Annotated in this window: 19 protein-coding genes and 1 other RNA gene; 10 read left to right on the top strand and 10 right to left on the bottom strand. The window is 56.4% G+C overall.

What is annotated here, in order from left to right; translation table 11 throughout:
* Positions 1–282 precede the first annotated feature (282 nt).
* A complete protein-coding gene (locus AC2IAX_RS07035; RefSeq protein WP_494389927.1) occupies positions 283–2,007 on the top strand; it encodes a SpoIIE family protein phosphatase in 1,725 nt (574 codons plus the stop codon).
* Positions 2,008–2,011: 4 nt separating this feature from the next.
* Positions 2,012–2,452 carry an ATP-binding protein gene (locus AC2IAX_RS07040; protein WP_494389928.1) on the top strand — a complete coding sequence of 147 codons (441 nt, stop codon included), beginning with the start codon at positions 2,012–2,014 and terminating at the stop codon, positions 2,450–2,452.
* Positions 2,453–2,600: 148 nt separating this feature from the next.
* On the opposite strand, the gene AC2IAX_RS07045 is transcribed toward AC2IAX_RS07040, so the two are convergent.
* Entirely contained in the window at positions 2,601–3,383 is a 783-nt protein-coding gene (locus tag AC2IAX_RS07045; RefSeq protein ID WP_494389929.1) for a YebC/PmpR family DNA-binding transcriptional regulator, read from the bottom strand.
* A gap of 201 nt (positions 3,384–3,584) precedes the next feature.
* Between AC2IAX_RS07045 and cobN the strand changes: the two genes are divergently transcribed.
* The 3 genes from cobN to AC2IAX_RS07060 all read left to right on the top strand — a co-directional run bounded on the left by cobN (position 3,585) and on the right by AC2IAX_RS07060 (position 10,134).
* Positions 3,585–7,490, top strand: coding sequence for a cobaltochelatase subunit CobN (gene cobN, locus AC2IAX_RS07050; protein ID WP_494389930.1), 3,906 nt, complete (start codon positions 3,585–3,587; stop codon positions 7,488–7,490).
* A 707-nt stretch (positions 7,491–8,197) separates the two neighbouring features.
* On the top strand, positions 8,198–8,719 hold the full coding sequence (locus tag AC2IAX_RS07055; protein ID WP_494389931.1) for a universal stress protein: 522 nt from the start codon (positions 8,198–8,200) through the stop codon (positions 8,717–8,719).
* A gap of 560 nt (positions 8,720–9,279) precedes the next feature.
* Entirely contained in the window at positions 9,280–10,134 is an 855-nt protein-coding gene (locus AC2IAX_RS07060) for an MBL fold metallo-hydrolase (protein WP_494389932.1), read from the top strand.
* A gap of 283 nt (positions 10,135–10,417) precedes the next feature.
* Here the strand turns inward: AC2IAX_RS07060 and AC2IAX_RS07065 are convergent, their stop codons facing one another.
* The gene (locus AC2IAX_RS07065) at positions 10,418–11,254 is read right to left on the bottom strand and encodes a 5-formyltetrahydrofolate cyclo-ligase (protein ID WP_494389933.1); all 837 of its coding nucleotides are present in this window, start codon (positions 11,252–11,254) and stop codon (positions 10,418–10,420) included.
* 211 nt (positions 11,255–11,465) lie between these two features.
* Between AC2IAX_RS07065 and AC2IAX_RS07070 the strand changes: the two genes are divergently transcribed.
* From AC2IAX_RS07070 to ssrA, 4 genes are all read left to right on the top strand, one after another.
* Entirely contained in the window at positions 11,466–12,938 is a 1,473-nt protein-coding gene (locus tag AC2IAX_RS07070) for a flavin monoamine oxidase family protein (protein ID WP_494389934.1), read from the top strand.
* Between the two features lie 108 nt (positions 12,939–13,046).
* A complete protein-coding gene (locus AC2IAX_RS07075; protein WP_494389935.1) occupies positions 13,047–13,409 on the top strand; it encodes a putative quinol monooxygenase in 363 nt (120 codons plus the stop codon).
* Between the two features lie 68 nt (positions 13,410–13,477).
* Positions 13,478–13,864 carry a DUF423 domain-containing protein gene (locus AC2IAX_RS07080; RefSeq protein WP_494389936.1) on the top strand — a complete coding sequence of 129 codons (387 nt, stop codon included), beginning with the start codon at positions 13,478–13,480 and terminating at the stop codon, positions 13,862–13,864.
* 277 nt (positions 13,865–14,141) lie between these two features.
* Positions 14,142–14,540: a transfer-messenger RNA gene (ssrA, locus tag AC2IAX_RS07085) on the top strand.
* 285 nt (positions 14,541–14,825) lie between these two features.
* Here ssrA and AC2IAX_RS07090 read toward each other — a convergent pair.
* From AC2IAX_RS07090 to nusA, 5 genes are all read right to left on the bottom strand, one after another.
* On the bottom strand, positions 14,826–15,878 hold the full coding sequence (locus AC2IAX_RS07090) for a low-complexity tail membrane protein (RefSeq protein WP_494389937.1): 1,053 nt from the start codon (positions 15,876–15,878) through the stop codon (positions 14,826–14,828).
* A gap of 136 nt (positions 15,879–16,014) precedes the next feature.
* On the bottom strand, positions 16,015–16,842 hold the full coding sequence (locus AC2IAX_RS07095) for a glutathione S-transferase family protein (RefSeq protein ID WP_494389938.1): 828 nt from the start codon (positions 16,840–16,842) through the stop codon (positions 16,015–16,017).
* 305 nt (positions 16,843–17,147) lie between these two features.
* Positions 17,148–20,303, bottom strand: a complete 3,156-nt coding sequence (gene infB / locus AC2IAX_RS07100; RefSeq protein WP_494389939.1) for a translation initiation factor IF-2 — start codon at positions 20,301–20,303, stop codon at positions 17,148–17,150.
* 109 nt (positions 20,304–20,412) lie between these two features.
* Positions 20,413–20,706 carry a YlxR family protein gene (locus tag AC2IAX_RS07105; protein ID WP_494389940.1) on the bottom strand — a complete coding sequence of 98 codons (294 nt, stop codon included), beginning with the start codon at positions 20,704–20,706 and terminating at the stop codon, positions 20,413–20,415.
* Between the two features lie 4 nt (positions 20,707–20,710).
* Positions 20,711–22,240 carry a transcription termination factor NusA gene (nusA, locus tag AC2IAX_RS07110; protein WP_494389941.1) on the bottom strand — a complete coding sequence of 510 codons (1,530 nt, stop codon included), beginning with the start codon at positions 22,238–22,240 and terminating at the stop codon, positions 20,711–20,713.
* On the opposite strand from nusA, the gene AC2IAX_RS07115 reads away from it, so the two are divergent.
* A complete protein-coding gene (locus AC2IAX_RS07115; protein WP_494389942.1) occupies positions 22,233–22,355 on the top strand; it encodes a hypothetical protein in 123 nt (40 codons plus the stop codon). The genes nusA and AC2IAX_RS07115 overlap by 8 nt on opposite strands.
* A gap of 1 nt (position 22,356) precedes the next feature.
* Here the strand turns inward: AC2IAX_RS07115 and rimP are convergent, their stop codons facing one another.
* From rimP to AC2IAX_RS07130, 3 genes are all read right to left on the bottom strand, one after another.
* Positions 22,357–22,821, bottom strand: coding sequence for a ribosome maturation factor RimP (gene rimP / locus AC2IAX_RS07120; RefSeq protein WP_099532892.1), 465 nt, complete (start codon positions 22,819–22,821; stop codon positions 22,357–22,359).
* Positions 22,822–23,527: 706 nt separating this feature from the next.
* Positions 23,528–25,057 (bottom strand): anthranilate synthase component I, encoded by a 1,530-nt coding sequence (locus AC2IAX_RS07125; RefSeq protein WP_494389943.1) that lies wholly within the window; start codon positions 25,055–25,057, stop codon positions 23,528–23,530.
* 304 nt (positions 25,058–25,361) lie between these two features.
* Positions 25,362–26,270, bottom strand: coding sequence for an XDD3 family exosortase-dependent surface protein (locus AC2IAX_RS07130; RefSeq protein ID WP_494389944.1), 909 nt, complete (start codon positions 26,268–26,270; stop codon positions 25,362–25,364).
* Between the last annotated feature and the right edge of the window lie 23 nt (positions 26,271–26,293).

Raw genomic sequence — 26,293 nt, forward strand, 5'->3', positions numbered from 1 at the left:
CCCTTGTCCCGAGTGAGCCTTGGCCCACTTGTATCGATCGCTACACCAGTCCCGAGGATCAATTCTCTTCCCAGCTTGGAAGGGGCCCATTCCTCACTCAGGGATGGTGCGATCAACCGGATCATGGTCGCCAGAATCGAAAGGGCTAATTAATAAAAACTAGCTCCCTTTGTTGATCGGGTAACCTTGTTTGCAAAAACCTAACCCGATGCCCATCCCCATCCCTGGGGTCACCCCCACGACCCTCGCCAACCCTGTCCAGCAGTGCAAGTGGAGCACGCGATGAGCTTAGTCGTCCAAACCACACCAAGAGCAGAAACAAAACTCAAATTGATGGTGGTTGATGACGAACCGGATAACCTCGATTTGTTGTATCGAACCTTCCGTCGCGACTTCGCGGTTTATAAGGCTGACAGTGGTTTCAATGCCTTGGAAGTGCTCGATCGCGACGGGGAAATGGCCGTAATCGTCTCAGACCAGCGGATGCCGGGCATGAACGGCACTGAGTTTTTGAGCAAAACCGTCGATCGATTCCCCGACACGATCCGCATTATTCTGACCGGCTACACCGACGTAGAAGACCTCGTAGGAGCCATCAACTCCGGTAAAGTTTTCCGATATCTTACAAAGCCCTGGAGTCCCGACGAACTCAAATCCGTCGTGAACCAAGCGGCCGAAACCTATCGTGTGGTTAAGCGCCGCACGAACGAGTTAAACCGGGCCCTACGCCGCGAATCTCTGTTTAACGCCATGATGAGCGCAATTCGGGAATCCCTGAATTACGACAGCATGTTGCCCACCATTGCCCAGACCATCACCACCACCCTGAACGCCCATTGCGCCTTGTTGCAGCCCGTGGAAGGGGGGCAAGCCAAGGGGGAACCCCGGCGCTACCCACTCGATCGGGATGACTGGAGCCTGACCCACGAAGACGGGCAATTGCGGGATCCGGTGCAAGCGGCCCTGGAGCACCTGACCATTCAGCAAACCCAAGTCAACACCGATGGCAGCGATAGCCCAGGGGGAGCCATCGATGAGTTGCTCATCCCCTTGGTCTATCAACAGGAATGTTTGGCCCTGTTGTCCCTGGTGCGCCAAGGACAACCCGGCTGGCAAACCGATGAAGTGGCGTTGATTTCGGAGCTGACGGAACAGGCGGCCTTGGCCCTTTCCCAAGCCCGCCTGTATCAGCGCACCGAAGCCCAAACCCAGCAGTTCCGCATGGAGTTGGAAGTGGCGCGGCAGGTGCAAGCGGACTTGTTGCGCCAACATTGGCCAGAAGTACTCGGGGTGCGTGTGCAGGCGGAATGTCAGCCCGCGCGCGAGGTGGGGGGCGACTTTTTTGAAGTCTTTATCCATCCTCAGGGGGATGTGTGGTTAGCGGTTGGGGATGTGTCCGGAAAGGGGGTTCCGGCGGCCCTATTTATGGCCAGTTCGATCTCTGTTTTACGCCAAGAACTGGCTCGGGCGGAGTCTCCGGAGCCGGATGAAGCGATTCGGCGGCTGAATCGGGCCCTGTTTGAAAATTTGTTTAATAGCAATCGATTCATTACGATTGCCCTAGCACGCTACACTCCCAGCACAAGACGCTTGAGCTATGCCAACGCGGGTCACGTCTACCCCGTGGTTTGGTCGCCCCAGGTGGTTCAGGAAAAAGTCCTGGCCGGTGGCGATCTCAAGGAAATTGAGCCAACCTATCTCAAGGCGCGGGGAGTGCCGCTGGGTATCTTGCCGGAGTGGAAAGGTACGGGGGGGGAACAGACTCTAGAGCCAGGGGAGGCTCTGCTGATGGCCAGTGACGGAATTACGGAAGCAACAGTGGCGAACATACAACTCCCGGGAACAAGTTTGGTGAACGGTTCAATGTTGCAACAGGAGGGCCTGTGGGAACTGTTGAAGCAACAAGGAAGCCCGTTTGATCTCAAGCGCTTGTTGGCGACCTTGCAACAGGTTGCGCCCGACGAGCAAGAAGACGACCAGACCCTACTGCTGCTGGAGGTTCTGTAAACCGATGAGAACTGAAATCCAAGTCCCAAGCAACTTGAAGTTTCTAACCATTGTTGAGCAGTGGTTACTCGGTTCCCTGGAAATTGAGCTAGGCGATCGAGTGGATTGGGCCCGCCAGTCGAACCGTCTGCGGTTGGTGTTGGCGGAGGCCTATTCCAATGTGGTGCGCCATGCCCACAAGGATCGCCCCCACCTGCCGGTGGAAATGTCGGTGGAGGTGCAGGATCGGGAGCTGGCGATCGAGATTTGGGATCGTGGCCAGGGCTTCAGTTTGGATAATTACCTGCCACCAGTGCCGGAAGCCAAGCAGGAAAATGGCTATGGCTGGTTGATTTTGAACCGGCTGATGGATCGGGTGGAATATCGGTTGCAGGTGGATGGCAAAAACTGCCTGGTGCTGTTGGCGACGTTGCCCCCTCGGGAAGAGTCCCAAATGAAAAACTAGGACTAGAGGCTTTAGGGCTACGGGCTAGTGGATCGAACAGTTCGATCGGGTCGGCTATGGGGGCTAGTCCAGCTCCTGAGCGATTGCCCATGCTCGCCTGCGATCGCCCATGCTCGCCTGCGATCGCCCCGATGCTGGGGCCGATCGCCTAAGCCATCACTTCCGCCATCAGGTCGTCGGTCATTTCAAAGTTGGTGGCGACACTTTGCACGTCGTCTAGGTCTTCGATCGTGTCCATCATTTTGATCAGGGCTTTGGCCTGATCGTGATCGGTCACGGCGACCGTGTTGGTGGGAAACCAACGGGTTTCCGATTGCCACACCCGAAATCCACGCGCCTTCAGCACCGATTCCAAATTTTCCAAGTTATCGGGGGCTGTTTTGACTTCAAACCCCACGAGATCAAACCCCTTTTGATCTTGACCAGAAAAGAGATCATAGGATTCCCCTTCCCCCTCGATCGAGGCTTCCAGCAGCGCATCTTCCTCGATCGCCTCGCCCACGATGGTGACCACGCCCTTGTTTTCAAACATCCAACCCACGCAGCCGGTTTCCCCCAGGTTGCCGCCGTTTTTGCTGAAGGCCACGCGCAGGTCAGCAGCGGTGCGGTTGCGGTTGTCCGTGAGGGCTTCAATCAGCACGGCCACGCCACCGGGGCCATAGCCCTCATAGCGAATGGCTTCCAGCTCGGCCCCTTCCCCCGCCAGCCGACCGGCCCCCTTGGCGATCGCCCGATCGATGTTGGCATTGGGCACGCCGGCCGCTTTGGCTTTGTCGATCGCTGTCCGCAGTTGGAAATTACCGGTAGGATCCGCACCGCTGCGCGCCGCCACGATAATTTCCCGCGACAGCTTGGTAAAGACACTGCCGCGCACCGCATCCACCCGGGCCTTTTGGCGCTTAATGTTTGCCCATTTACTATGTCCGGCCATGGCTCCAACTAAATCGATGAAAGATTGAACAAACCCAGGACTAAGATCGGTCTTTGGCGAGACGAATCAAAGTTTGCCTTGATCGCTTTGAAATTTTAAGGGCCGATGCGATCGAACGGGATTAAGTTGCCCAATTTTCTAAACGCTCTTGTCTAAACGCTGCTCATTATTTCACTAACGCTCACGACGATCAAAAGACCAATGCATAGGATTGCTGCGTTGCCCGGTGGCTGGGAACCGAATACAGAAGGCGTTATTTTTGTGGAGCAAACCCCGGCTCCGATCATTATTTTGACGGCCAAAGATACGGATATTCAAACGCTATCGATCGCCCGTCGATCGCTGCCGGAAAATTTCCCAGCCATCCGCGCCACCAACCTTTTACAACTTCAGCAGCAACTGACGATTGATACCTATGCTGAGGAAGTTTTGTCGCAAGCGCAGGTGATTGTGTTGCGCTTGTTGGGGGGCCGTGCCTATTGGAGCTATGGGCTAGAGGTGGTGCGAGATCTAGCCGAACGATCGGGCATTGGGCTGTTGGTTTTGCCCGGAGACGATCGCCCAGATCCTGACTTGGTTTCCCATTCAACGGCTTCCTTGAGTTTGTGTGACCAGATTTGGCGCTACTTGAATGAAGGAGGCGTGGAGAATGTTCAAAATGCGCTCTTGAAATTATCAGATACCTATTTTCAAACGCAATATCAGCCTCCCAGTCCTCAGCCGATCGAACGTTGGGGATTTTACCAATATCCTCAAAATAACGCCCCTGAAAGTGCCCCAGTCTCTGAACCCATTGGAACCGTTGGGATTTTATTTTATCGAGCCTATTATCAAGCGGGAAATTTAGTAGCGATCGATCAACTATGCCATGCCCTGTTGGCAGTGAATTTGCAACCCGTGCCCATCTACGTGGCTTCGTTGCAAGATTTGGATATTCAGGAAGAGGTGGGTTCCGCTCTGAAATCTCAGGCGATCGACCTGTTATTGGCTTCAACGGGATTTGCAATCACCAAGGCTCAATCGACCCTTGGCCAGGCGCAACCCCATTCCCTTTGGCAGCGGTTAAATGTGCCTGTTTTGCAAATTATTTTGAGCAGTGGAACCCAAGAGCAATGGCTCGCCAATCAGCAAGGGTTATCCCCTCGGGATATGGCCATGCAAGTGGCACTGCCGGAGGTGGATGGCCGGGTGGCAACTCGGCTGGTGGCTTGCAAATCGGTGCAACAGCGCGATCGAGATTTAGAAACAGAAACGATCGCGCTTGAACCCATGCCCGATCGCTTGGATTTTGTGGCACAACTGGCGGCTAATTGGGTGAAGTTGCGGCGATCGGCTCCCAGGGATCGCCCGATCGCCATTGTGTTGGCCAACTATCCAAATCGGGATGGGCGCTTGGCCAATGGTGTTGGCTTAGATACGCCCCAAAGTTGTGTTGATTTTCTGTGGGCTTTGGCGCGATCGGGCTATGACTTGGGTGATTTAGAACAATTGCCAACAACCGGCGATCAACTCATTCAGCAACTGACCCAAGGAACAACCAATGATCCTGAGGGCTGGATGGGTCGATCCATTCATCAATATTTATCGTTTACGAACTATCAAACTTGGTTTGAAACCTTGCCGATCGAGGTGCAAAGGGCAATCAATCAACGCTGGGGATCCCTGACTAACCCGAAGCCGGATCATGAGCAATGTTTTCCCAAAACTTTGATTGAAAAAGAACCGGTTATTCCTATTTCAGGGTTGCAATGGGGCAAGGTTTTTGTGGGCATTCAACCGGCCCGAGGATACGATCGAGACCCCAGCTTGAACTATCACGCGCCAGACTTGGAACCCACCCATGAATATTTAGCTTTTTATGAATGGTTGCGATCGCAATTTGCTGCTCAAGCAATCATCCATTTTGGGAAGCATGGCAATTTAGAATGGTTGCCCGGAAAAGGAATTGCTCTCTCAGAGGATTGCTTCCCGGAAATTGCCCTTGGCCCGGTTCCTCATTTCTATCCATTTATTGTGAATGATCCCGGTGAAGGCTCGCAAGCTAAACGACGGGCCCAAGCGGTGATTTTAGATCACCTAACGCCACCGCTAACCAGAGCAGAACTGTATGGTGATTTGAGTTTGATTGAGGGACTGATTGATGAATATTATGAGGCTCAAAGTCTCGATCCCAAGCGAACTCGGGTGATTGTTCCCAAGTTGCTGAAACTAATTGAAGATAACCAGCTCGATCGAGATTTAAAACTCAAGTTAAGAGTCGCTAACCAATCTCTGGCTCAGGGATCAAACTCAGCTCAGGTTGCTATTGACAATCAATCGGCGGTTGAAGATCTGATCGCTGCCCTGGATGGCTATCTTTGCGAACTGAAGGAAGCCCAAATTCGAGATGGCTTGCATGTTTTTGGGTGCTGTCCCACGGGCGATCAATTGCGTGATTTGACCGTGGCGATCGCCCGTTCTGCCCAAGGGGGCCAAGGGGGGCTGACGCGGGCGATCGCCCAAGATTGGCAACTGAGCTTCGATCCCCTCACGGCCGATTGGGGCGATCCGTTGCCGGAGGTTGATCGCTGCCCCCACTTAGCCACCTGCCGCACCTTGGGAGACGCGATCGCCGCCTTGGAAACCCAGGCCAGCGAAGCCGTGGCGGCCCTGATTGCCGATCGCCCCTGGCCGTCCGTGGGATCCCACACGGATCAGGCTTTGGCTTGGGTGCGCGATCGGCTCCTGCCCGCCCTGCGCCAAACCCCCCAGGAAATCGATCGGCTCTTGCAGGGACTCAATGGCGAATTTGTGCCGCCGGGGCCATCGGGGGCCCCCAGCCGGGGCCGCGCGGACGTGTTGCCCACCGGCCGCAATTTCTACTCGGTGGATTTGCGATCCCTGCCCACGGAAAGTGCTTGGGAAGTGGGGCGCAAGGCCGCCGACACCCTGATCGAACGCTATGTTCAGGAAAATGGCGATTATCCAACCACTCTCGGGCTGTCGGTTTGGGGCACTTCCACCATGCGCACTGGGGGCGATGACTTAGCGCAAGCGTTGGCGCTGTTGGGGGTGCGGCCCCGTTGGGATGGGGCGGCGCGGCGGGTGGTGGGGGTGGAGGTGTTGCCCCTGTCCGCGATCGGGCGGCCCAGGGTGGATGTGACCCTGCGAATCTCTGGGTTTTTTCGGGATGCCTTCCCCAACCTGATTGAGCTGTTCGATCGGGCGGTTTACCTGGTGGCCGGTTTGGACGAAGCCGCCGCCGACAACCCGATCGCCCAGCGCGTGTGCCAGGAAACCGCCCAATGGCAGGCCAGCGGCCTGACCCGGGAGCAGGCCAGCACCCGTGCCCATTACCGAATCTTTGGCTCCAAGCCCGGAGCCTACGGTGCAGGTCTTCAGGGCCTGATTGAGGCTCAAAACTGGCAAAGCGACCAGGACTTAGCCCGGGCCTATCTGAACTGGAGCAGCTATGCCTACAGTTGCGCGGGTCGTTCTGGCCCGGTCAGCGGGGATGCACCCAGCAATGGACTGGCGGCCCCAATCGGGCGATCGGCCCCGGAAGTCTTTGAGCAGCGATTACGGGAAATGCAAGTGGTTTTGCAGAACCAAGATAACCGTGAACATGACCTTTTAGATTCCGATGATTACTATCAATTTCAAGGGGGCTTAACGGCCGCCGTGCGCGTCATTTCTGGGCAACAACCCACCGTTTATTTTGGAGACAATTCGCAACCCGATCGCCCCCGTACCCGATCGCTGACGGAAGAAATTGCCCGAGTCTATCGATCGCGCGTGGTGAACCCCAAATGGATCGCCTCCGCCATGCGCCACGGTTACAAGGGAGCCTTTGAAATGGCCGCCACCCTCGATTATCTCTTTGCCTACGATGCCACGGCCCGCTGTGTCGAAGACTTCATGTATGACGGCGTGGCAGAGGCCTATCTGCTCGATCGCACTGTTCAGGACTTTGTGCGCCAGAAAAATCCCTGGGCCCTGCGGGATATGGCAGAGCGTTTGCTAGAAGCCCATCAGCGTGGTTTATGGATCCCTGCTGATCCCCAACGATTGGATCAACTACAAGCGATCGCCCTAGAAGCGGAAGCCGACCTAGAAGCTCGGTCATAGTACGAGGGCGATCGGCTATTTCACAGCTCAAGAATTTCCATCATTCTTGCTGATCCCTACTGTTTTCGAGGATGTCTGAAAATCCAAAATTGCTACTCTGTCCGCTTCAGTGATCGACTTCAGTGATCGACGTAGACAAGGGGCTTAAGCCCCTTGCCCCCACAACTATTGGTGCTTGGCACGGGACGAAAGATACTTTCCAAACATCCTCTTAGAAGTTTCTAATCGCCATCAATCTTCATGGAAGACCGTGTTTTTTATTGAATCGGACATTCAATGGGGTCAGAAACTCTCGCCAAACTGTATTCTTGTAGAAAATTTTGATTTGAATATAGATGTAAATGCTGATTCAAAAATAGCCAATGTAAAAATAAAATGCATCCCATTAATTCAAAAATAAGCAATAACGCAAATAATGAAATTATTGGCAAATTTAATCGACCACAAAATAATAGAACCTTCTGCTCATAAAATTATCAACAAATATGGCAACTTCTAGACATTGAATTGAGAATCAGAGACACTAGAGATGGTTTCTAATTCAGCATGAAACTTAACAAGCACTTAACTATTTTTTGGTATGACTAAATTCGGTGATTGCTGATCATTCTGGGGCGGCCCCTACTTTGATTTTCAGCGATCCCTCGTTAACTCTGGCTGACGCGGCCTGCTTTTTTGATCCCAGCCAGCCCTCAAGGAGCCTAGCCATGTACCACAAAATTTTGATTGCCATTGAAGATCCTTCCGTTGACCATGCTCCTTTTCGCCAGGGGATTGACCTGGCTGAAAAACTAGGCGCATCGGTCATGTTGCTGCATGTGCTGTTTCCCGGCGAAGGCAATGCCCCCATGCCCCCCGGCGACGATTTATTTTTTGTGCCGGCTTTTCTGCCTGATGATGCTTTGCTGCAGCGCTATCACGAAGCTTGGCAGTCCTATATTGACGAAAACCTGAAACAGCTCAAAGTTTTGGCCGATGTGGCCGCAGAACGCCAAATTCCTACCGAGTGGTCTCAAAACCACGGTTCGCCCGGTAAGGTCATTTGTCAGCTTGCCCATACCTGGGAAGCGGATTTGGTGGTGGTGGGGCATCGTCGTCAATCGACGCTGAGTGAGCTATTCATGGGCAGTGTCAGTAACTATGTGCTGCACCATTGTCCCTGTGCGGTTTTGGTGACCCAGGAGGTGTCGGAGGAAGCAAACCCCAGCGAACCGGTGGCTAATCCGTAGGCGGTTGCAGCGCCAGAGCAGCACGGAACCATCGCCCGATCGGAACATTAGGGTTTAGTTGTCTCAGGGGCTTGAATTTTCGACTCCTGCGATCGAGCCAATTTTGGGTTGAAGGTTAGGGTGGGATGGCCAAAATCTGAGCCTTGGTGCAAACATGCGCTAGATTTTGGCCGGCTCCCGATAATTTGCACGGAACAGCCCGATCGGGAATGGAACTAGGTAGTTAGTGCCCATCCTCGCGGTCTATGCTAGGCTCAACAGGAGGTGTTCTGGGGCCATAAGTTTGCCTCATAGCATCGGGCAATTTGCGTTAAGCATTCTCGGCAAACCCTCGATCCGCACGATCAGTCACGATCAGCTTAGTGATCAACTTAGTGATCAACTCAGATCCGCAGCGATTAGGCTTTTCAACCGATCGCGCAGCTCGATAACCCTGGCTAGAGAATACTCAATTGCTCGATTGGGTCAGTGCCTCGGTGCTGCACTCACTAAGAGAATTGCGATCACCTAGCCCGTCCAATCCGGATCTGCTTGCTCCGGTCTTGTTTGATGTAGGCAATATGGAGATTGCGCTTTCACCCGATTTTCTAGTCCGTTTCTGGGGCGTGCGAGGCAGCATTCCTGCACCGGGCAAGTCCACCGTGCGGTATGGCGGCAACACGTCCTGCGTGGAGTTGTGTGTGGGCGGGCGGCGCTTAATCTTTGATGGCGGTACGGGCCTGCGGTCTTTGGCTGAGTCAATGGCTCCTGGCGAAGCCCTGGATGCCTTTCTGTTCTTCACGCATTACCACTGGGATCATATTCAGGGTGTGCCGTTTTTTGCGCCCCTGTTCACGCCGGGTAATCGGCTGACGGTGTATGGGTGTCAAACGAATACGGGCGAGCCGCTGAAACATCATTTTTGCGATCGAATTCTGAACCCCCATTCCCCCATTCCCGTGGGACAAATCAAGGCGGAGGTCGATTTCTATGACCTAACGGCTGGGGATCAGTTTGTGGTGGATGGGGATATTGAAATTGAGACGGGGCTGCTCAACCATCCCAACGGAGCCATGGGCTACCGGATTACCTGGAATGGAAAAACGGTGGTCTATGCCACGGATACGGAGCATTTGCCCGATCGAATGGATGAGCACGTGGTGCAACTGTCTCGTGAGGCAGACGTGCTGATTTACGATGCCATGTACACCGATGAGGAATACAACAACCCCCGATCGTCCAAGGTGGGTTGGGGTCACTCCACTTGGCAAGAGGGAGTCAAGTTGGCGGAAGTGGCGGGCGTAAAGCATCTGGCGGTTTTTCACCACGAGCCAAACCACAGTGATGATTTTCTAGATGAAGTGGAACGGCAACTGAAGGAGCGATCGCCCGATTCTTTCCTGGCTCGCGAAGGCATGGAATTCAAAATTCCCTAACTCGAAGCAGACCAAGAATTTCAGAAGTCTCAGAGATCCCAAAGATCCCAAAGATCCCAATAGCAAGGGTGTCTGGAAAGCCAAAGCCGCTACCTTGTAGGTCTCATCAACCCATGAAGACAAGGGGCTTAAGCCCCTTGCCCCGATGACGATTGACGATTAGTGCATAGCAATTACCCTAGGTTACTGGTCATACATCCCACAAGCTATCCGCATCAACACTGCGCCTGATCAAGCCGGATCAAATCGCACGCAATCTAACTTGGAAATTACAACTGAAACATTAACCGCCGCTAACCGGTGGAATTAAAACCAGTTCATCCCCATCCCGCAGCAGGGTACTATCGGGCACAAACTGAAAGTTAATGCCGAAGCGGGTCATGTTTCGCCAATGTTTCAGGTTGGGATGTTTTTGGATCATCAGGTCACAAACTTCACCGGCCGTGATGCCGGCGGGCAATTCCCAAATCAGCTCTGATTTGCCGAAGGTTTCTTGATAGACGGCAAAGAGTTTGATCGTGATCCGAATTTGGGTGGGGCCGTGGGATTGGGGGTGAATCACCTGGCTTTCGGTGCAAAAGGCTTCAAATTGACGATCCCAAGGATCCGTGGGTAGCGCGTCTAATAGGGCAAAGTCGAAACATACGCCGATCGTGTGGGTATTGGAGCGCACCTCCGCCAACAGTCGATCGTAGTATCCTCCCCCGTAGCCTAGCCGATAGCCCAGGCGATCGGCCCCAACGCAGGGGGCCAAAACCAAATCCGCCGCCGTTGGTTCCATCACAGGCGCATCGCTAGCGGGTTCCTGAACCCCGTAGGCTCCCGGTTCCAGCGGCTCACCCGGTTGCCAGCGATGCCAAATCAGCAATTCCCCTTGGCAACGGGGCAACACCCAGATTTTGTTGCGTCCCAACTCCGTTTGCGCCAAGGGCAAAATATCCGGCTCCAAACGATGGCTCACATAGGCAAAAATCACCTGTGCCGTTTGCCACTCTGGGAGGGACTGGATCCGATCGCGCAGGGCTGTGCTGAGGTTGTGCCATTTGTTTTGCGGCATAACCTGGCGTTGCAGTAACAGCGCTCTACGTAGCGGCTTTTTTTCTGGATTGGGACGATACATGGCAGAGCGGACCCAATGCAAGCGCGGGTCTTCGATGGTAACTCAATTACCGGGCCCGAATCATGGGAATCCGTGGGCAATTCAGGAAGATTAACGGAGATGGCTAGAAGCCACCGTTGATTACCCCTGGTCAATTTGGAGGGGTTAATCAAGGGCTGGAGTTGGCGGCCTATCCTGGAAAAAACGAGCGGTAAAGGGTGGCGCGTTGGCCATGAGGCGCGATCGATTCTTGCGGTTAATGCTGGGTGGTGTGGCCGGTGCTGGTTTGGTGGGTTGCGGTCAGGGATGGGGGCTGAATGCTCGCCAATCGCCATCCAAACAAGTCCCATCAACCCAATCCCCATCAACCCAATCCTCATCAATGACAGGGCCAACGCAGACTGACTCGTCCCGCCGAGTCTTGATTATTGGAGCGGGAATTGCCGGGTTGGCCGCTGCCCGTCAATTGCGATCGCGCGGGTGGGATCCGGTGGTGCTGGAGGGGCGCGATCGGGTCGGGGGGCGTTTGTGGTCTTTGCGACCCTCGGCCTTGAAGGGGGTGGCGTTGGACTTGGGAGCCAGTTGGATCCATGGCATCCAGGGCAACCCGATCGCCGTCTTGGCTCAGCAGTGGCAAATTCCCACCGTGGCCACGGATGTGGAAAATCAGTGGCTTTACGACTGGGATGGTCGGTTAGTTGATGATGCCCGGCACGATCGCCTAGAGCAGGTGTTAGGGCAGTTGTTGGCTCAACAGAACCGGTTGCGGGAAAAACGTTCCACCGATCGCCCACTGCTAGCGGACTTGCAAGCCTTGGTTCAGCGGGCTAACCTCACGGCCGACGATGAACGGGCGGTTTGGATGTTGCTGAAGGGGTCGATCGAGCATGAATATGCCGGCTCAATGGCGGAGCTATCGGCCAATGAGTGGGACGCGGGCGATGGCTTTGATGGAGCGGATGTATTGTTTCCCACCGGCTACGACTCGATCGCCCGTCGTTTGGCCAGTGGGTTGACGTTGCAACTCAACCAGGTGGTGCGCCGAATTGAGCATGGTCAACAGGGAGTCAAAATCACCACCGATCGCGGTGACTGGGTTGGGATTGCGGCCGTGGTGACCTTGCCGATCGGGGTGTTGCAATCGGGTCAAGTGACCTTTGCCCCGGCCCTGCCCGAGACCCACCAAAGCGCCATCAATCGATTGGGAATGGGCATTCTGAACAAAATCTATTTAGAATTTCCTCGCTCCTTTTGGCCCTCAGAGCCAGATTGGATCGGGTTTGTCTCCGATCCGCCAGGTCTGTGGAATGAATGGGTGAATTTCCAGCGAGTCAGCGATCGCCCCATTTTGTTGGGGTTTAATGCGGCTCAACAGGGTCGAGAGCTGGAAGCCCTCAACGATGGGCAACAGGCCGCCAGTGCCCTCAAAGCCCTGCGACGGATGTTTGGCTCCAAAATTCCTGACCCGACGGCGGTTTGGGTGACCCGTTGGGGGCGTGATCCCTTTGCGGGCGGCTCCTATTCCTTCCTGCGAGTGGGGGCCACCTTGAGCGATCGCGGTCAACTGACCAAACCCGTGGATGATCGCCTGTTTTTTGCCGGAGAAGCCACCTCCCGCAATCACGCAGCCACGGTTCACGGAGCCTACCGATCGGGTCAACGGGCTGCGGATCAGATCATGGCAATTCATGACGGTTCTGCCTAGGTTCCGCCTTGGCTGCAATATCTTCAAAATCAGAAAATATAAAACTCCAGCATTTCAAGATCCCAGAATTTCAGAATCACAAAACTTGCACAATCAACCCTAACCGCCATGGCTACTTCAGACAAAACTTGTTCGATCGCGCCCTACTTCCAAGTTTCCTCAGAAAACCTGACTGCTTTCAAATCTATCTGCGAACAGTTGGTGGCCAAGTCACAAACGGAAGAAAAGTGCCTTTATTACGGCTTTAGTTTCCATGAAAATATTGCCCACTGCCGTGAGGCCTATGTGGATGGAGAAGGACTGTTGGCCCACTTGGACAACGTTGGGGATCTGTTGACAGAGGCGCTCCAGTTGGCAGAATTGGTCAAACTGGAAATTCACGGCCCCGAATCTGAGTTGGCTAAATTGCGAGAGCCTTTGGCTGGTTTTAATCCCGATTTCTTTATGCTTGAGTATGGCTTTCGGAATTAAGGGAAGGTCAAATTCATTAAAATTCGGTGTCAAGAAAATCTAGTGTCAATAATTCTGGTGTGAATCAAATGGAACGCTGGTTTTTAGGGGGGGCTGGATTTTTAGGAGCACTGGCGGTGGCGGCTGGGGCCTTCGGCAGCCATGTGTTAGCGGAAAAACTGAGCGATCGCGCCTTGGCGATTTTTGAAACGGCTGCTCGCTATCAACTCATCCATGCGCTGCTGTTGGGGTTGGTGGCGGTGGCCATGGGCACGATGCCCAAACCTGTGGCCCCGAGCCTCCCGATCGCGGGGGTGGCGGCCCTGTTGGGGATGGTGCTGTTCAGCGGCAGCCTTTACGCCCTCAGTTTCGGCGCGCCCAAAATTTTGGGTGTCATTACCCCGATCGGGGGCGTGGGTCTCATTGTCAGTTGGCTAGCGTTCGGTCTAGCGGCCTTTCAAGGCGCAAAACCGTAGCCACAAGTAGGGAAATTTCGCCCCGATCGCCCGATTGTCCTTGCCCGATTGCCCGCCAATCGCGATAGAATACAGAAGCATTCAACGATGGTTATCTACTCCCATAGCAGCCAGCTCAAGAGCGCCTAAGAATCAATTAATTGGGAATGCACTGATTAATCTATTGATTCCTGAAAGCTCAACTTAGTCTGCTGTTGCCTTACTGGAATGGCTACTGCCAAACCTGGCTCGGGGCGATCGCAACCCTAAGAACGCTGGAAAACACTGCTAACACCACGGGGCTGTCACGGTTTCGACGTGCTGGGAACAGGTACTGAGTGATGCAGGCCGAGAGCGGGCTAACTCTCGTAAATCAATGGCTCAAAAAAGTAGATGCGAACAACATCGTTCCTTTCGCTCGCAAGACTGTGGCTGTTGCCTAAGTTTTGTAACACCTCTAACTAGACGGTTGAGCACTCGCTGTCCGACTCCGTTAAGGTCATCGAGTTTAACCCCAACGGATGCGCTGTCCGGTCTTCTTCGGTTGGCCTGCTAGCAAAGACTTTAATCGAGGCATCCTACCGCTAGGGATTAAGTAGCGGTTCCCGTCTCAAGGGTCAGCGAGACTAAGCCTGTGAATGAACAAGGTATAACTACTTGGTGCGGACGATGGGTTCGACTCCCTCCAGCTCCACTCCGTTGCGGTTAATCACTGATTGCTAACTAAAAGCTAGTTATCTGATTAGCAAGCTAACGAACTAACTCAAAACCCGATCTGGCATTGCGCTAAGTCGGGTTTTGCTTTTGTTTGCCCCAATCGTTTAGGTCGATGCTCTGAGCCTAGGGGGTGTCGTCATTATTTTTCGAGGTAATGCTGAAACGGTTGATCTTCCGTACCCTAGTCGTCGTAACAAGGGGCTTAAGCCCCTTGTCCCCCACGATCCCGGCAGATCTAGGGTTGCGGGCTAAACGATGACAGACCCTAGTTGTCGTCGCCATCATGACCGCCATCGCTGGGGCTGTCACTATCACTGACCATATCGCCCCAATCGTCATCATCGGCGGCTTGGTCTGGTGTGTCGGGATTGCTGGTCGCTTCGGTGGGTGTTGGTTCGGTGGAGTCTGGTTCGATCGCCTCAGGCTCATTAGACTCGATCGCCTCAGACTCATTAGAGGCGCTTGCGATCGATTCAGGCTCCGTAGACTCGATCGCCTCAGGAGACTCACTCTCCTCAACAGCCGCCGAATCCGTCACTAATTCAGGGATACCCAGTGGCTCAGCCGTATTCACTGACGCGGTGGCATCCAGTGGCTCGGGATCCCTAGGAATCGGGAGATGATTTGGGTCGATCGCGGCGGCCTCTTCCTGGGGTGCATTGGTGGTTTCTGGGGGGGCCGGGGGGGTTGCTGACTCTGGCTCAGGAACCTTGGCGGGCGCGGCCACTGGGGCATTTTCCAAATCCGGTAAGACTTTGGTGAGCCGGACACTGAGGCGCAGGAAACTGCTGGGAACGTTGCCAACGGGAAATGGCTCGATCGCGCTGAAGGCGGTCGGCGGGGTGAGCAACACCCAAAGGGACACAAGGGCAACGGTGAGCAGCAGGCTGCCCAAAAGCGCTCCCAACCACACCACCAACAGCCCGATCGCCCGTTGATCCAGGGGGGCAATTTCCGCCGCCAAGGGGGAGAGTTGATCGAGCCGTTGCAAAGCCCAAAGCACCAAGAGGGACGCAACCAGCGCGATCGCCTTGGTTTCCCAGCCGGCCCAGCGTTGCAAAATTCGTTGCTGCGTTTCGTTGAGGCGATCGGCCCGCAGACTCACCAGCAAAACCGAAAAGGGATAAAACGGGCGCAACCACTGCATGGCCACAATCGGAGCAGTTCCCAACAGCCCCACCAACAGCCAGTCCCAGCCACCCGGCAGCAACGGATCCCCCGCCGCCAACCCCAGCAAACACAACTCCGCACAGAGGGGCAGCGCTGCCAACCCCGCCAAATGCACCCAAAGATACGGATCGCGTTTTGGCCCCTGCACGATCGACCTCCTTCCCTCTCTGTCTGGTTCGTTCTGTGTGTTCGTTGCTCAGCCGGTTTAATCCAGGCCGGCTCAATCAAGGCTAGTCCAAACAAAATTGATTGGGCTATGGCCTGTTGAGTCACGGCTTGTGCGATCAAAGCTCATTTCTTGACAACCCGATCGGCCCTGCCTCTTGGGCCAAGTCGGCATCCGATGGCTGGGCAGGCTTCGTAACCAGCATAGACGCTTTCTGCTCGGTCTCCCGGTCGGCAAAAAAGCGTGCTGACATGCGCTGGCAATGATCGCAGAGGTTGGTTTTTTGGCGGGCAAAGTCCACGATCGGGCTGGCATAGGGTGGCTCAATAAAATTCCCGATGTGACCGTAGGCGGTGGCATCCAGCGTAGTTGGGCGATCGCCCATGAAAAAGGGCTTATCCGCCAGAAAATCCGAAAGGGCCTGCAAATCCGCCGTAATGAGTTGATATAAATCCGCGTCACTCAGTCGGCCCAGTCCCTGTTGCGTCATCTGTTGCAGAATACTTTGGCGAAATTTTTCCGCAAAGGCCACACTCTGGGACTTGTTCCAATGACTGGGAACCAAGCTCAAGACTAAGTTTTGATAGTCTTGCCAGTTTTCTTGATCGCGGTAGCGAATCGCAATCCCACCCCAGTAGAGATGTTCCTTAATCAGGCGACGAAAAGCCAGGGCGATCGCACGTTCGGCCTGGCTCAACTCGGCCTCTAAATCAATACCTTGGGTTTGGCGAAAGCGCTCAATAATTAACGTCGTATCGCCCCATTGTTGTCCTGCTTCTTCAATAAAAGGAATTTTGCCATAGGGGGCCCGAGCCAGATCTTGGACAGTGGCTAAGGCCTTTTGGTAGGGCAACTCGGCGATGCGCAACCAAGTTTCCAATTCCATGCAAGCTGGACTGACGCTAGCCAGCCCCCAACGGGACGGAGCAGTGTAGAGCGTAATCATTCAAAGCAATCAAAAACAGCAAAAATAATCAGCAGGCTCAGAATGGCTCAATGACGATCCAGAGCCATCTTGGGTTTCGGTTTCCCCGCCGCACTCCGTCAGTTTTAACAGACCAGAGGCGATCGGGCTGTGATGCTAGACAAAAGAATCAGCCCCGATTAGCACATGGTTGGTGACTAGTCGGGGCTGATGAAAACCCAGATTAAGGGTGATGGGCGATCGAATCGGGATCGATCGGGCTGTGAACGCGATCTCCCTTCACGAAGCAATCGATTGATGAGCTGATTAGGCTTCCGCAAAAAGCCCTACAGGGACAGGGTGCGACGCTTGGCCACCAGGCGGTAAGCCTCGATGATGTCGCCCATTTGCCAGTCGTTGAAGCCCGAGGAGTTCACACCGCACTCGTAGCCGCTGTTCACTTCCTTGGTGTCTTCCTTGAACCGCTTCAGCGAATCCATGCGACCTTGGAACACCAGTTCCTTGCCTCGGCGCACCCGCAGCAGACAATCGCGAATCAGCTTGCCCGACTGCACATAGCAACCGGCCACCGTGCCGCGACCCACCGGGAACACACCCCGAACTTCCGCTTGACCCAGGGGTTCTTCCACCTCTTCCGGATCGAGCATCCCTTCCATGGCGGCTTGGATGTCGTCCAGCAGTTTGTAGATCACGCTGTATTCGCGGACATCAATACCCGCTTCGTCGGCAGAGCGACGAGCACCGGGCGCGAGGGTGGTGTTGAAGCCCACAACCACGGCGCTACTGGCGGCAGCCAAGTCAATATCCGTTTCGGAGATTTCGCCCGGTGCAGCCAACAACACACGCACTTGCACTTCGTTTTGGGGCAGTTGTTGCAAAGATCCCAGAATGGCTTCCAGGGAGCCTTGCACATCGGCCTTGAGCACGAGGTTCAGTTCCTTCAGCTCGCCCTCTTGGGCTTGGCCAGAGATGCTGGTGAGGCTGACGCGACGGGAAGCCATGGCCTGTTGCAGACGGCTTTGGCGCTGTTGGTCGCTGCGCTGAGAGGCGATCGCCCGGGCATCCTTTTCGTTGGAGAAGACTTCAAATTCTTCCCCAGCGGCCGGGACTTCGCTCAGACCCAACACCTCAACGGCGAAGGAAGGGGTGGCGGCATCAACGCGATGACCGCGATCGTCAATCATCGCCCGCACCTTACCCAGGGCTGGGCCGGCGAGGAGGATGTCACCAACTCGCAGGGTTCCGTTTTGTACCAGCAGGGTGGCCACCGGACCACGGGCCCGATCGAGGTGGGCTTCAATGACCGTCCCGCGCGCCAGGCGATCGGGATTGGCCATCAAGTCTTCCACTTCTGCCACCAACAGCAGGTTCTCCAGCAGGTCATCCAAGTAGAGACCCTTGAGGGCGCTCACGGGAACCATAATCGTGTCCCCGCCCCACTCTTCTGCCACTAGGCCGCGCTCGGCCAGTTCCTGCTTCACCCGATCGGGATTTGCGCCTTCCTTGTCAATCTTGTTAATGGCCACCACGATCGGCACTTCCGCCGCGCGGGCATGGCTGAGCGCCTCGATCGTTTGGGGTTGCACCCCGTCATCGGCCGCCACCACCAAAATGGCAATGTCCGTGACCCGCGCCCCCCGAGCACGCATGGCCGTAAAGGCTTCGTGACCCGGCGTATCCAAGAAGACCACCTTCTTGCTGCCGCCCTCTTGGTCTACCTCCACGTGGTAAGCCCCAATGTGCTGGGTGATGCCACCGGCTTCCCCTTGGGCCACCTTGGTTTTGCGGATCGAGTCGAGCAGGGTGGTTTTCCCGTGGTCTACGTGACCCATGATGGTAACAACCGGCGGACGGCGCTGGAGGCTTTCCAGGTCGGCCACATCGAGCATTTCGGTCACCTTGCGGGCTTCCGATTCCTTCTCGGCGGTTTCCACCATCACCCCCAACTCCTCGGCCACCATGGTGGCCGTCGGCACATCGAGGGTTTGGGTAATGCTGACGGCCATCCCTTTCAGGAATAGGCGCTTCACCACTTCCGTTTCTGGAACGGCCAGTTTTTCGGCCAACTCGGCCACCGTCAGCCCTTCCGTGAGGGTAATCAGCTCCGGTCGTTCCTTCTTGACCTGTTGTTCCCGACGCTCCCGTTGAGGCGGGCGTGAGGCCCCTTTCTTGGTAACCGGTTTGGGTTGCGGAGCTGGCTTCGGCGGAGTAACACCCTTGGGCTTCGGCGGCCGGGCGATCGAGAGGCTGACTTGGAAGGGAGCCGGCTGACCGTCCACCCCTTCCATCATCAGTTCATCATCTTCCTCGAAGTCGTCTTCGTCTTCAAATTCCACCTGATTACGGCGCTTGTTCTTGCCAGCCTTGTCCTTGGCAATTCTGGCCCGCTCTTCCTCTTCCGCTTCCCAATCTTTGCCCTTCTTGGTGGGGCGATTCAGGGTCGGTCGATTCAGCTTGTTTTCATAATCTTCGCCGCTGCTGGCCGGACGTGTGGGTTTTTCCAGCAGTTTGGCCGCAGGGGCTGCGGCCGTGCCGTCAGCGCTACCGTCGGCTGTGGCTTCGGTGGGGCGCACGGGTTTCGGCCGGCGCAATTCCACAATTGTCGGTGGGCCCCCTTTGCCAGGCCCACCGGCCACGGGGCCTTTGGCCTCGCCGGGGCGGGTGGGACGGGATGGGCGGCTGGGCGCACCCGCGCGGGGTTCAGCGGGTTTACTTTCGGCGGGCTTTGCCGGCCGCGATGGCGGCCCCACCAGCTCGGGCTTCTTGACCGGGCGTGGCGTGGCGGCACTGCCGGGCCGGGGCGGGGTTTTCAGATCGGCTTTCTTTTCGGCAATGGGTTCCGGTGTTGCCGAGGCGACGGGATGATCGCCCGAGGCGGCGGGATGATCGCCCGAGGCGGCGGGGCGGCGGGGGGCACTGGGTTCAGCCGGGGCTAGGTCAACCGAGGCCTCAGGGGGCGCTGCGGGCGGAGCGGACGGCTGGGCGGGTGCATTCACAGGAGCAACGGTTTCGAGCTTGGCCGCCTCAGGTTTGGCTGCTTCGGGGCGAGCGGGTTCGGCCCGCTTGGGCGAAACGAGTTTCGGGGGTGCAGGACGGCTGACGGGGGGCGTGGCTTCGGGGGCTGCTCCTTCGGTGTTGGGGCGTAGCTTTGGTTTGCGAATCTCGAGAATTTGCTGCTTTTTTTGCATAGCCGGTGCTGAATCGCGCCCTTCTGTGGGCGTATCGGAGGGGGACAAATCAGGAGGGTTGGAGGAGGCTGGATTCACCGAGGGTGCAGAGGATTGGCCAGGACTGGAGGGCGCAGGACGATTCGCAAACTGTTGACGAGCGGCTGCGCGGATTTGAGCGGCTTCAGATTCGGTGATGGTGCTGCTGTGGCTTTTGAAGGGAATGTTTAGTTGCTCGCAGATCACCAAGATCTCGCGATTTTCCAGATGTAGTTCTCTCGCTAAATCGTAAATTCTCACGCGGCCTGTGCTCATCCAGTTTCCTCGAATCCTATTGCGTCACGACATCATAGCCCACCGTCATTTGAAACATTTCGATCGAGCCGTCTAGTCCCCTCCTATTATGACGTGCGATGGGGGCGGTTCACTCTGGTGGGGTTGGATTTCCCGGAGAGTCCGGATCGGGAACCAGGGGGGTTAACCGTTGCCAAAGCAGGTCATAAAGGTGGTTGGGGACAGGAGCCTTGAGCGATCGCCCGATTCGATCCTTGCGCTGGGCTGCTCGTAGGCAGTCCGCACAGGGGCAAAGATAGGCCGATCGCCCCATGCCTTGGTCGAGTTGCACCGAGCCGGAGTCGGCCACCCGCACGATGCGCCAAAACTCCGATCGATGGGCCACCCGACGACAAATCAAACAACGGCGATAATTGGGCGGCAAGGGATCAATTGGCCTCCTGATCCAGCGCCTCGCGATCCGGATCGTCACCGTCGAAGTCTTCGTCTGCGGAGTCGTTCTCGGCTAGATCATCAGGGTCTGAATCATCGCTGTCTTGATCCTCTTCCTCTTGATCATCCTCGTCAGCGTCCGCCGCCGAGTCTAGGGGAGCCTGCTCTTGATCGTCCTCAAGATCATCGCCATCAAACTCATCGTCTGTTGCATCGTTTGCGGCTGCCGATGGGTCAATCTCTCCATGGCTGAACTCAGCGTCCTCGTCTGCAAAGTCGTCGGTTTCCGGTTCCTCGTCTGCAAAATCGTCGGCTGCTTCGGCCGCTGCCAGGGCGAGGGCTGCCTCCCGTTCCGCCAGATAGCTGGCCATCTTGGCATCTTCTTCGTCGCGATCGTACTTAGCCACATCGCGAATATCGATTTTCCAGCCCGTGAGTCGAGCGGCCAGGCGCACGTTTTGACCTTCTTTCCCGATCGCCAAACTGAGCTGATCATCACCCACCAGCACATGGGCTTGGCGTTCCTCCGGATTCATCAGACGCACTTCCACCACCCGGGCCGGGCTGAGGGCATTGGCAATGTAGGTGGCCGGATCCGGTGACCACCGAATTACATCGATTTTTTCGCCCCGCAGTTCGTTCACAACCACCTGAATTCGCGACCCCCGGGCCCCAATGCAAGCCCCCACGGGATCCACATCTCGCTCCACCGTGTCCACAGCAATCTTGGTGCGCGGGCCCACATGGCGCGAGGGCGGGTTGGCTTCCCGAGCCACGGCCACAATTCGCACAATGTCATCTTCAATTTCCGGCACTTCGTTGGCGAACAGATAAACCACCAACCCCGCATCGGCCCGGGAAACCAAGAGTTGCGGCCCCCGCTGGGATCCTTCGCAAACTTTCTTGAGGTAGACCTTGATGGTTCCGTTGGCGCGGTAGGTGTCGTTGGGCAACTGTTCTCGTTTGGGCAGCTCCGCTTCCACTTCCGGTTGGCCATAGCCGCTGGTGACGGCCACAATCACCGATTGGCGCTCGAACCGCAGGATTCGCCCTTGGAGCACCGTGCTTTCTAGCTCTTGGAATTCCTCTTGGATCAGCTTGCGCTGTTGGTCGCGTAGCTTTTGGGCCAACACTTGCTTGGTTTGGATGGCGGCCATGCGCCCAAAGTCATCCCGATCGGGAGTGACATCCAAAATCACCGTGTCGCCCAGTTGCGCTTCGGCAGCCACTTCTTGCACATCGCTGAGGGCGATTTCGTGGTCTGGGTCGGCCACTTCTTCCACAATGCTCTTGGTGGCCAAAACCCGGAAGCCCTCTTCTTCCGTGTCCAGTTCCACATCGAAGTTATCGAAGTAGGTTTCGTCAAAAATATTGCGCACATCCAAGCTTTGGGTGCGGCGATAACGCTCATAGCCCTTGAGCAGGGCCTCACGCAGGGCGGCTTCAACGGCGGTTTTCGGCAAGTTGCGTTCGCGGCTGATGCCGTCGATCATTTCTTGCAGGCCGGTTAGGCGAACCATGGACATGGGTGTGGGGTTCCTAAAAATTCGTAAAGGTGAATGGGGAGTGGTGAAGCATTCGGCGCGATCGCGGGTGTGGGGATGGGCAAGGGGGCGATCGCGCAGGGTGGCCGGCCGCTGAGCTACTCGGCCCCGTCGGCCAGGCGCACCCGTTCCACCAAATCGCGCGGAATGCTGATCACTCGGCCTTTTTGATTGATGCGCAGGGTTTCCGCGTCGCGATCGAGCAAGCTGCCCTGCCAAAGGGATTTGCCCTTGTGTGGCTCGCGGGTGGTGACGGTGACTTCAAACCCCTTGAAGGAGGTGAACTCCCGATCGGTCTCCAAAAATTCCGACAGGCCAGGGCTAGACACTTCCAGCACGTAGGCTCCGGGGATGGCATCCGCCTCATCGAGCACCGGCTCCAAGGCCCGGCTCAACCGTTCGCAGTCGTCCAGACTGGTATCGGCGATCGGGTTGCGAAGTTCGAGGCGCAAAACAGGGGGGCTTTCGTTGGTGTGGAAGGTTGCCCCCACGATCTCCAGTCCCAAATCGGTGGCGATCGGGGTGGCCAGTTCCAAAATGCGGGGAATTGCGGGATGAGCCATGAAACCAAACGATAGAGCGGGCAATCGGCCCCAACCGCATGATCAGTGATCTGGCCCGAAGGGAAATGGGGCCGATCGCGCTTGCGGATCTGTCCCCAGAATCGTGCCTAAGTATCGTGCCTAAGTAACGACGCTCTGAGATGAATCCGGCAAGATCACCGTTGGGGAAATTGCCCTTGAGTGAGGGCATGGGGCGTGGTCAGACAGAGCACCAAGCATCAAAGTGCAGAGCCATGCTGATCACAACCCATGGAGGGAGCTGATCCCCATTGGGCCATAAAAAAAGCCGGTTCACTGTACCGACTTGCAACGCGCCAATTGACCTTTCCTTGCCGCTGGCCGGGAAAGGCTGGTGGGCAAAGGCTGGAGGCGATGGGTCTAGACACCCGCACAGCAGCCGCAACCGAACGCAAGGGAGGTTGAGATGCTGCTGTGGTGGGGCCTGGGGCCCAAGCGTTTGCGGTTGCCGCACTGTTGCCCCAAGCCCGAAGCGGGAAGCCAAGGCTCAAAGCCGGGGGATTGGGGAATAGCTAGGCAGCGCTTGCCTCAGTCTATCACGGAAGAATTACGGAAGAATTTGGGCCTCAAGCCCCGCCTTTTTAGGCGTGCTCAATTCGCTGAACTGGATTCGTTGAGCTGGATTGACCGAACTAAACCCAATTAGCCTGCATGAATTGGGTTGATTCGGATCAGGGAGCGGGAACAGCTAGGCTTGGCTGGCTCCATCTACCCCCAACACCCGTCGCAGGGCCGCCAATTGGGCATGGGCTTTCGAGAGCGATTCCCACCACTCCCGATCGGGGTCGGAGTCGGCCACAATCCCCGCGCCCACCTGGCCCCAAACCAGTCGATCGCCCAATGGCGAATCCCCTGATCGTTCCGTGCGGGGAATCAACAGCGTCCGAATCAGAATATTCAAATCCAAATTCCCGCTCGCGTCTAGGTAACCACAGGAGCCATAGAACAGACTGCGGCGCACCGGCTCCAGGGCTTCAATGATTTCCATGCAGCGCACCTTCGGACAACCGGTGATTGTGCCGCCGGGGAAGGTCGCCCGAATCAGGTCGATCGCCGTGCGATCGGGTGCAAGTTGCCCCACCACGTTGCTCACCAAGTGCATCACGTGGCTGTAGCGCTCCACGGTCAAGAACTCATCTACCTGTACAGTGCCCCAATCGCAAACCCGCCCCAGGTCATTGCGCTCCAAATCCACCAACATGGCATGTTCAGCCCGTTCCTTGGGGTGATTCAGCAATTCCACCTCGTTGGCCAAATCAGCGGGGCGATCGATCCCCCGGGGGCGGGTTCCCGCGATCGGGCGAGTGCTGGCCTGGCGATCGCGCAATTGCACCAACCGCTCCGGTGAACAGCTCACCACCTCACCCCAAGGGGTTTGCCAATAGCTGGCGAAGGGAGAGGGATTAATTTGGCGCAGGGCCTGATAAAGCGTCCAACCGCTGGCGGGGCAAGGAACCGAAAACCGCAGGGACAAATTAGCCTGGAAAATATCCCCCGCGCGGATGTGCTCTTGGGCCTGGCGAACGGCGGCAGTATAGGCGGTCTGGTCGCTGGTGAACTGAGGATTGAGGCTGTTGGTTGGCGCGATCGCCCCGGTTGGTTCCGCCATCGGGGGCGTTGTGGCCGCTTTGTCTAACCGGGCCGCGAGCCGATCGAGATCCGCCGCCACCGTCGCCGCCAGCCACAGCCGATCGCCCCCGTGATCCAACACCGCAAAGCAATCTGGCTCATACCAAAAGGCCACGGGAAACGGCAACTCATCCGATCGCAATTGGGGCAACTGCTCCACCTCCCAAGCCAGGTCATAGCCCAGCCAACCCAGCCAGCCTCCCCGAAACGGCAACGCTGGCCCCGGTTCATCCGGAGAAGCATTCAGCCGCTCCGCTGCCCCGCCTTCCGCCAGTCGATCGCCCAACATGGGCAAAATGTCCCCCACTGTCGGAGTCCAAACCCGTCCCGATCGGGGACGACCCGCACAAATCGAATAGCGAGCCAACTCCTGGGCCGCCGCACACCACCGCTCCGGCGCAGGGGGACTTTCCAACAAAACTGCAATTTCCCCCCGGGCTAGCTCCTCCGCAAACAGGGCCGCAAATACCGCCGCCCCCGAGCGATCGGCCAGCGGGAGCGATCGCCAGTGCCAGGGAGCTAACGGCCGGGCCGCTAATTCCGCCAAGCCAGAATTCACCGTTGCGATCACTGAAGCCGCCGAATTCATCCAGTTGATACCTGTCGATTTTTGTGGAATCGCTCTATTCTGAAAGACTTTACCGATACTTTTCGGCAATTTTTCGGCTCGCCATTCCCCAGTTCCTGCGACGCTCTGCCCCGATCGCCCCAGAACCTGTCCCGATCGAGACCATGCTGGCCCAAACAAAAACGGAGGATTCCTCCAGGGAAACCCTCCGTTTTGAGTTGGTTCAGCTCACCGAATCAACTCAGCTAAAACTTCCAAACAGGACTCGGCCCAGTCAACGGGCAGAATTTAGCGATGGATCCGTGATCAACCGTTGAACCGTTCTTTAGCCGACTTTCACCGTGGCCCGTTGCCGACGGCTGGCCACCGCAGCGCCCACAGCCGCCAAACCCAACAGGGAAATCGGTTCCGGCGTGGATGCTTCCTTCTTCGGAGCCAAGTTGCCCCGCACAGCCATCCCATCGTTCAGGCATTCTGCGAAAACGTGGGCCACAAAGTCACCCACCATCCCTTCGCCCCGGGTGAACTTAAAGCCAAATGTCTGGCGAGTTGCGCCACCCGCATCGCTTTGGACCGGCGTTGCACCACCCAGCGCACCATTCAGGTTAAAGCCCAAAGCCGACAAGGCCGCGCCATCAAGTGCTTCAAACACTGACCCTACCACCTGTTGTCCTTGGGTAATCACACCCAAAGAAGCGTCTTTGAAGTAGGTCTTGGCTTCCGCATCGGTCAGCTCACCCGCACTGGGCAAACCACCGCGATCGCTCACATGCTTCGACTGCTCGGCGTAGGAACCGAACCCTTGGTTACTCGTACCAACGTTTTTGCCCGAAACGGCACTGTACAGACCCAAAGGTGTCACCGCTGCGTCATTATTGCTAGCGAAGCGCACCCCAAACAGGCTGCCTTGAGCGTTCAGCAGCGGGTTACCGGTGAAGTTAAAGAACAAGTCGCCCCAGGCGATCGAACCGTTGGTGACTCCGCCGGTTGCCATCCCCGTCAGCGGCAGGCGGGCATCAATTCCCACATAGATGGTCTCGCCATCTTGCTTGATCCCCAGACCATACATTTCAAACAGGCCGCCGACGTTGCCGTTGCTCACGCCATCTTTGAAGGAGTCGATCCCATAATTCCAGCCGTTATAGACCGTGCCTGCGTTGGCTGCTTGTAGTCCCATTCCGAAAGTGCAGAGGGTGGCAGTGGCAACACCGGCAAAGATTTGCTGAATTTTCATGGTCTTTAACGCTCCCAAAAGAC

The organism is Limnothrix sp. HT2024, assembly GCF_059138625.1.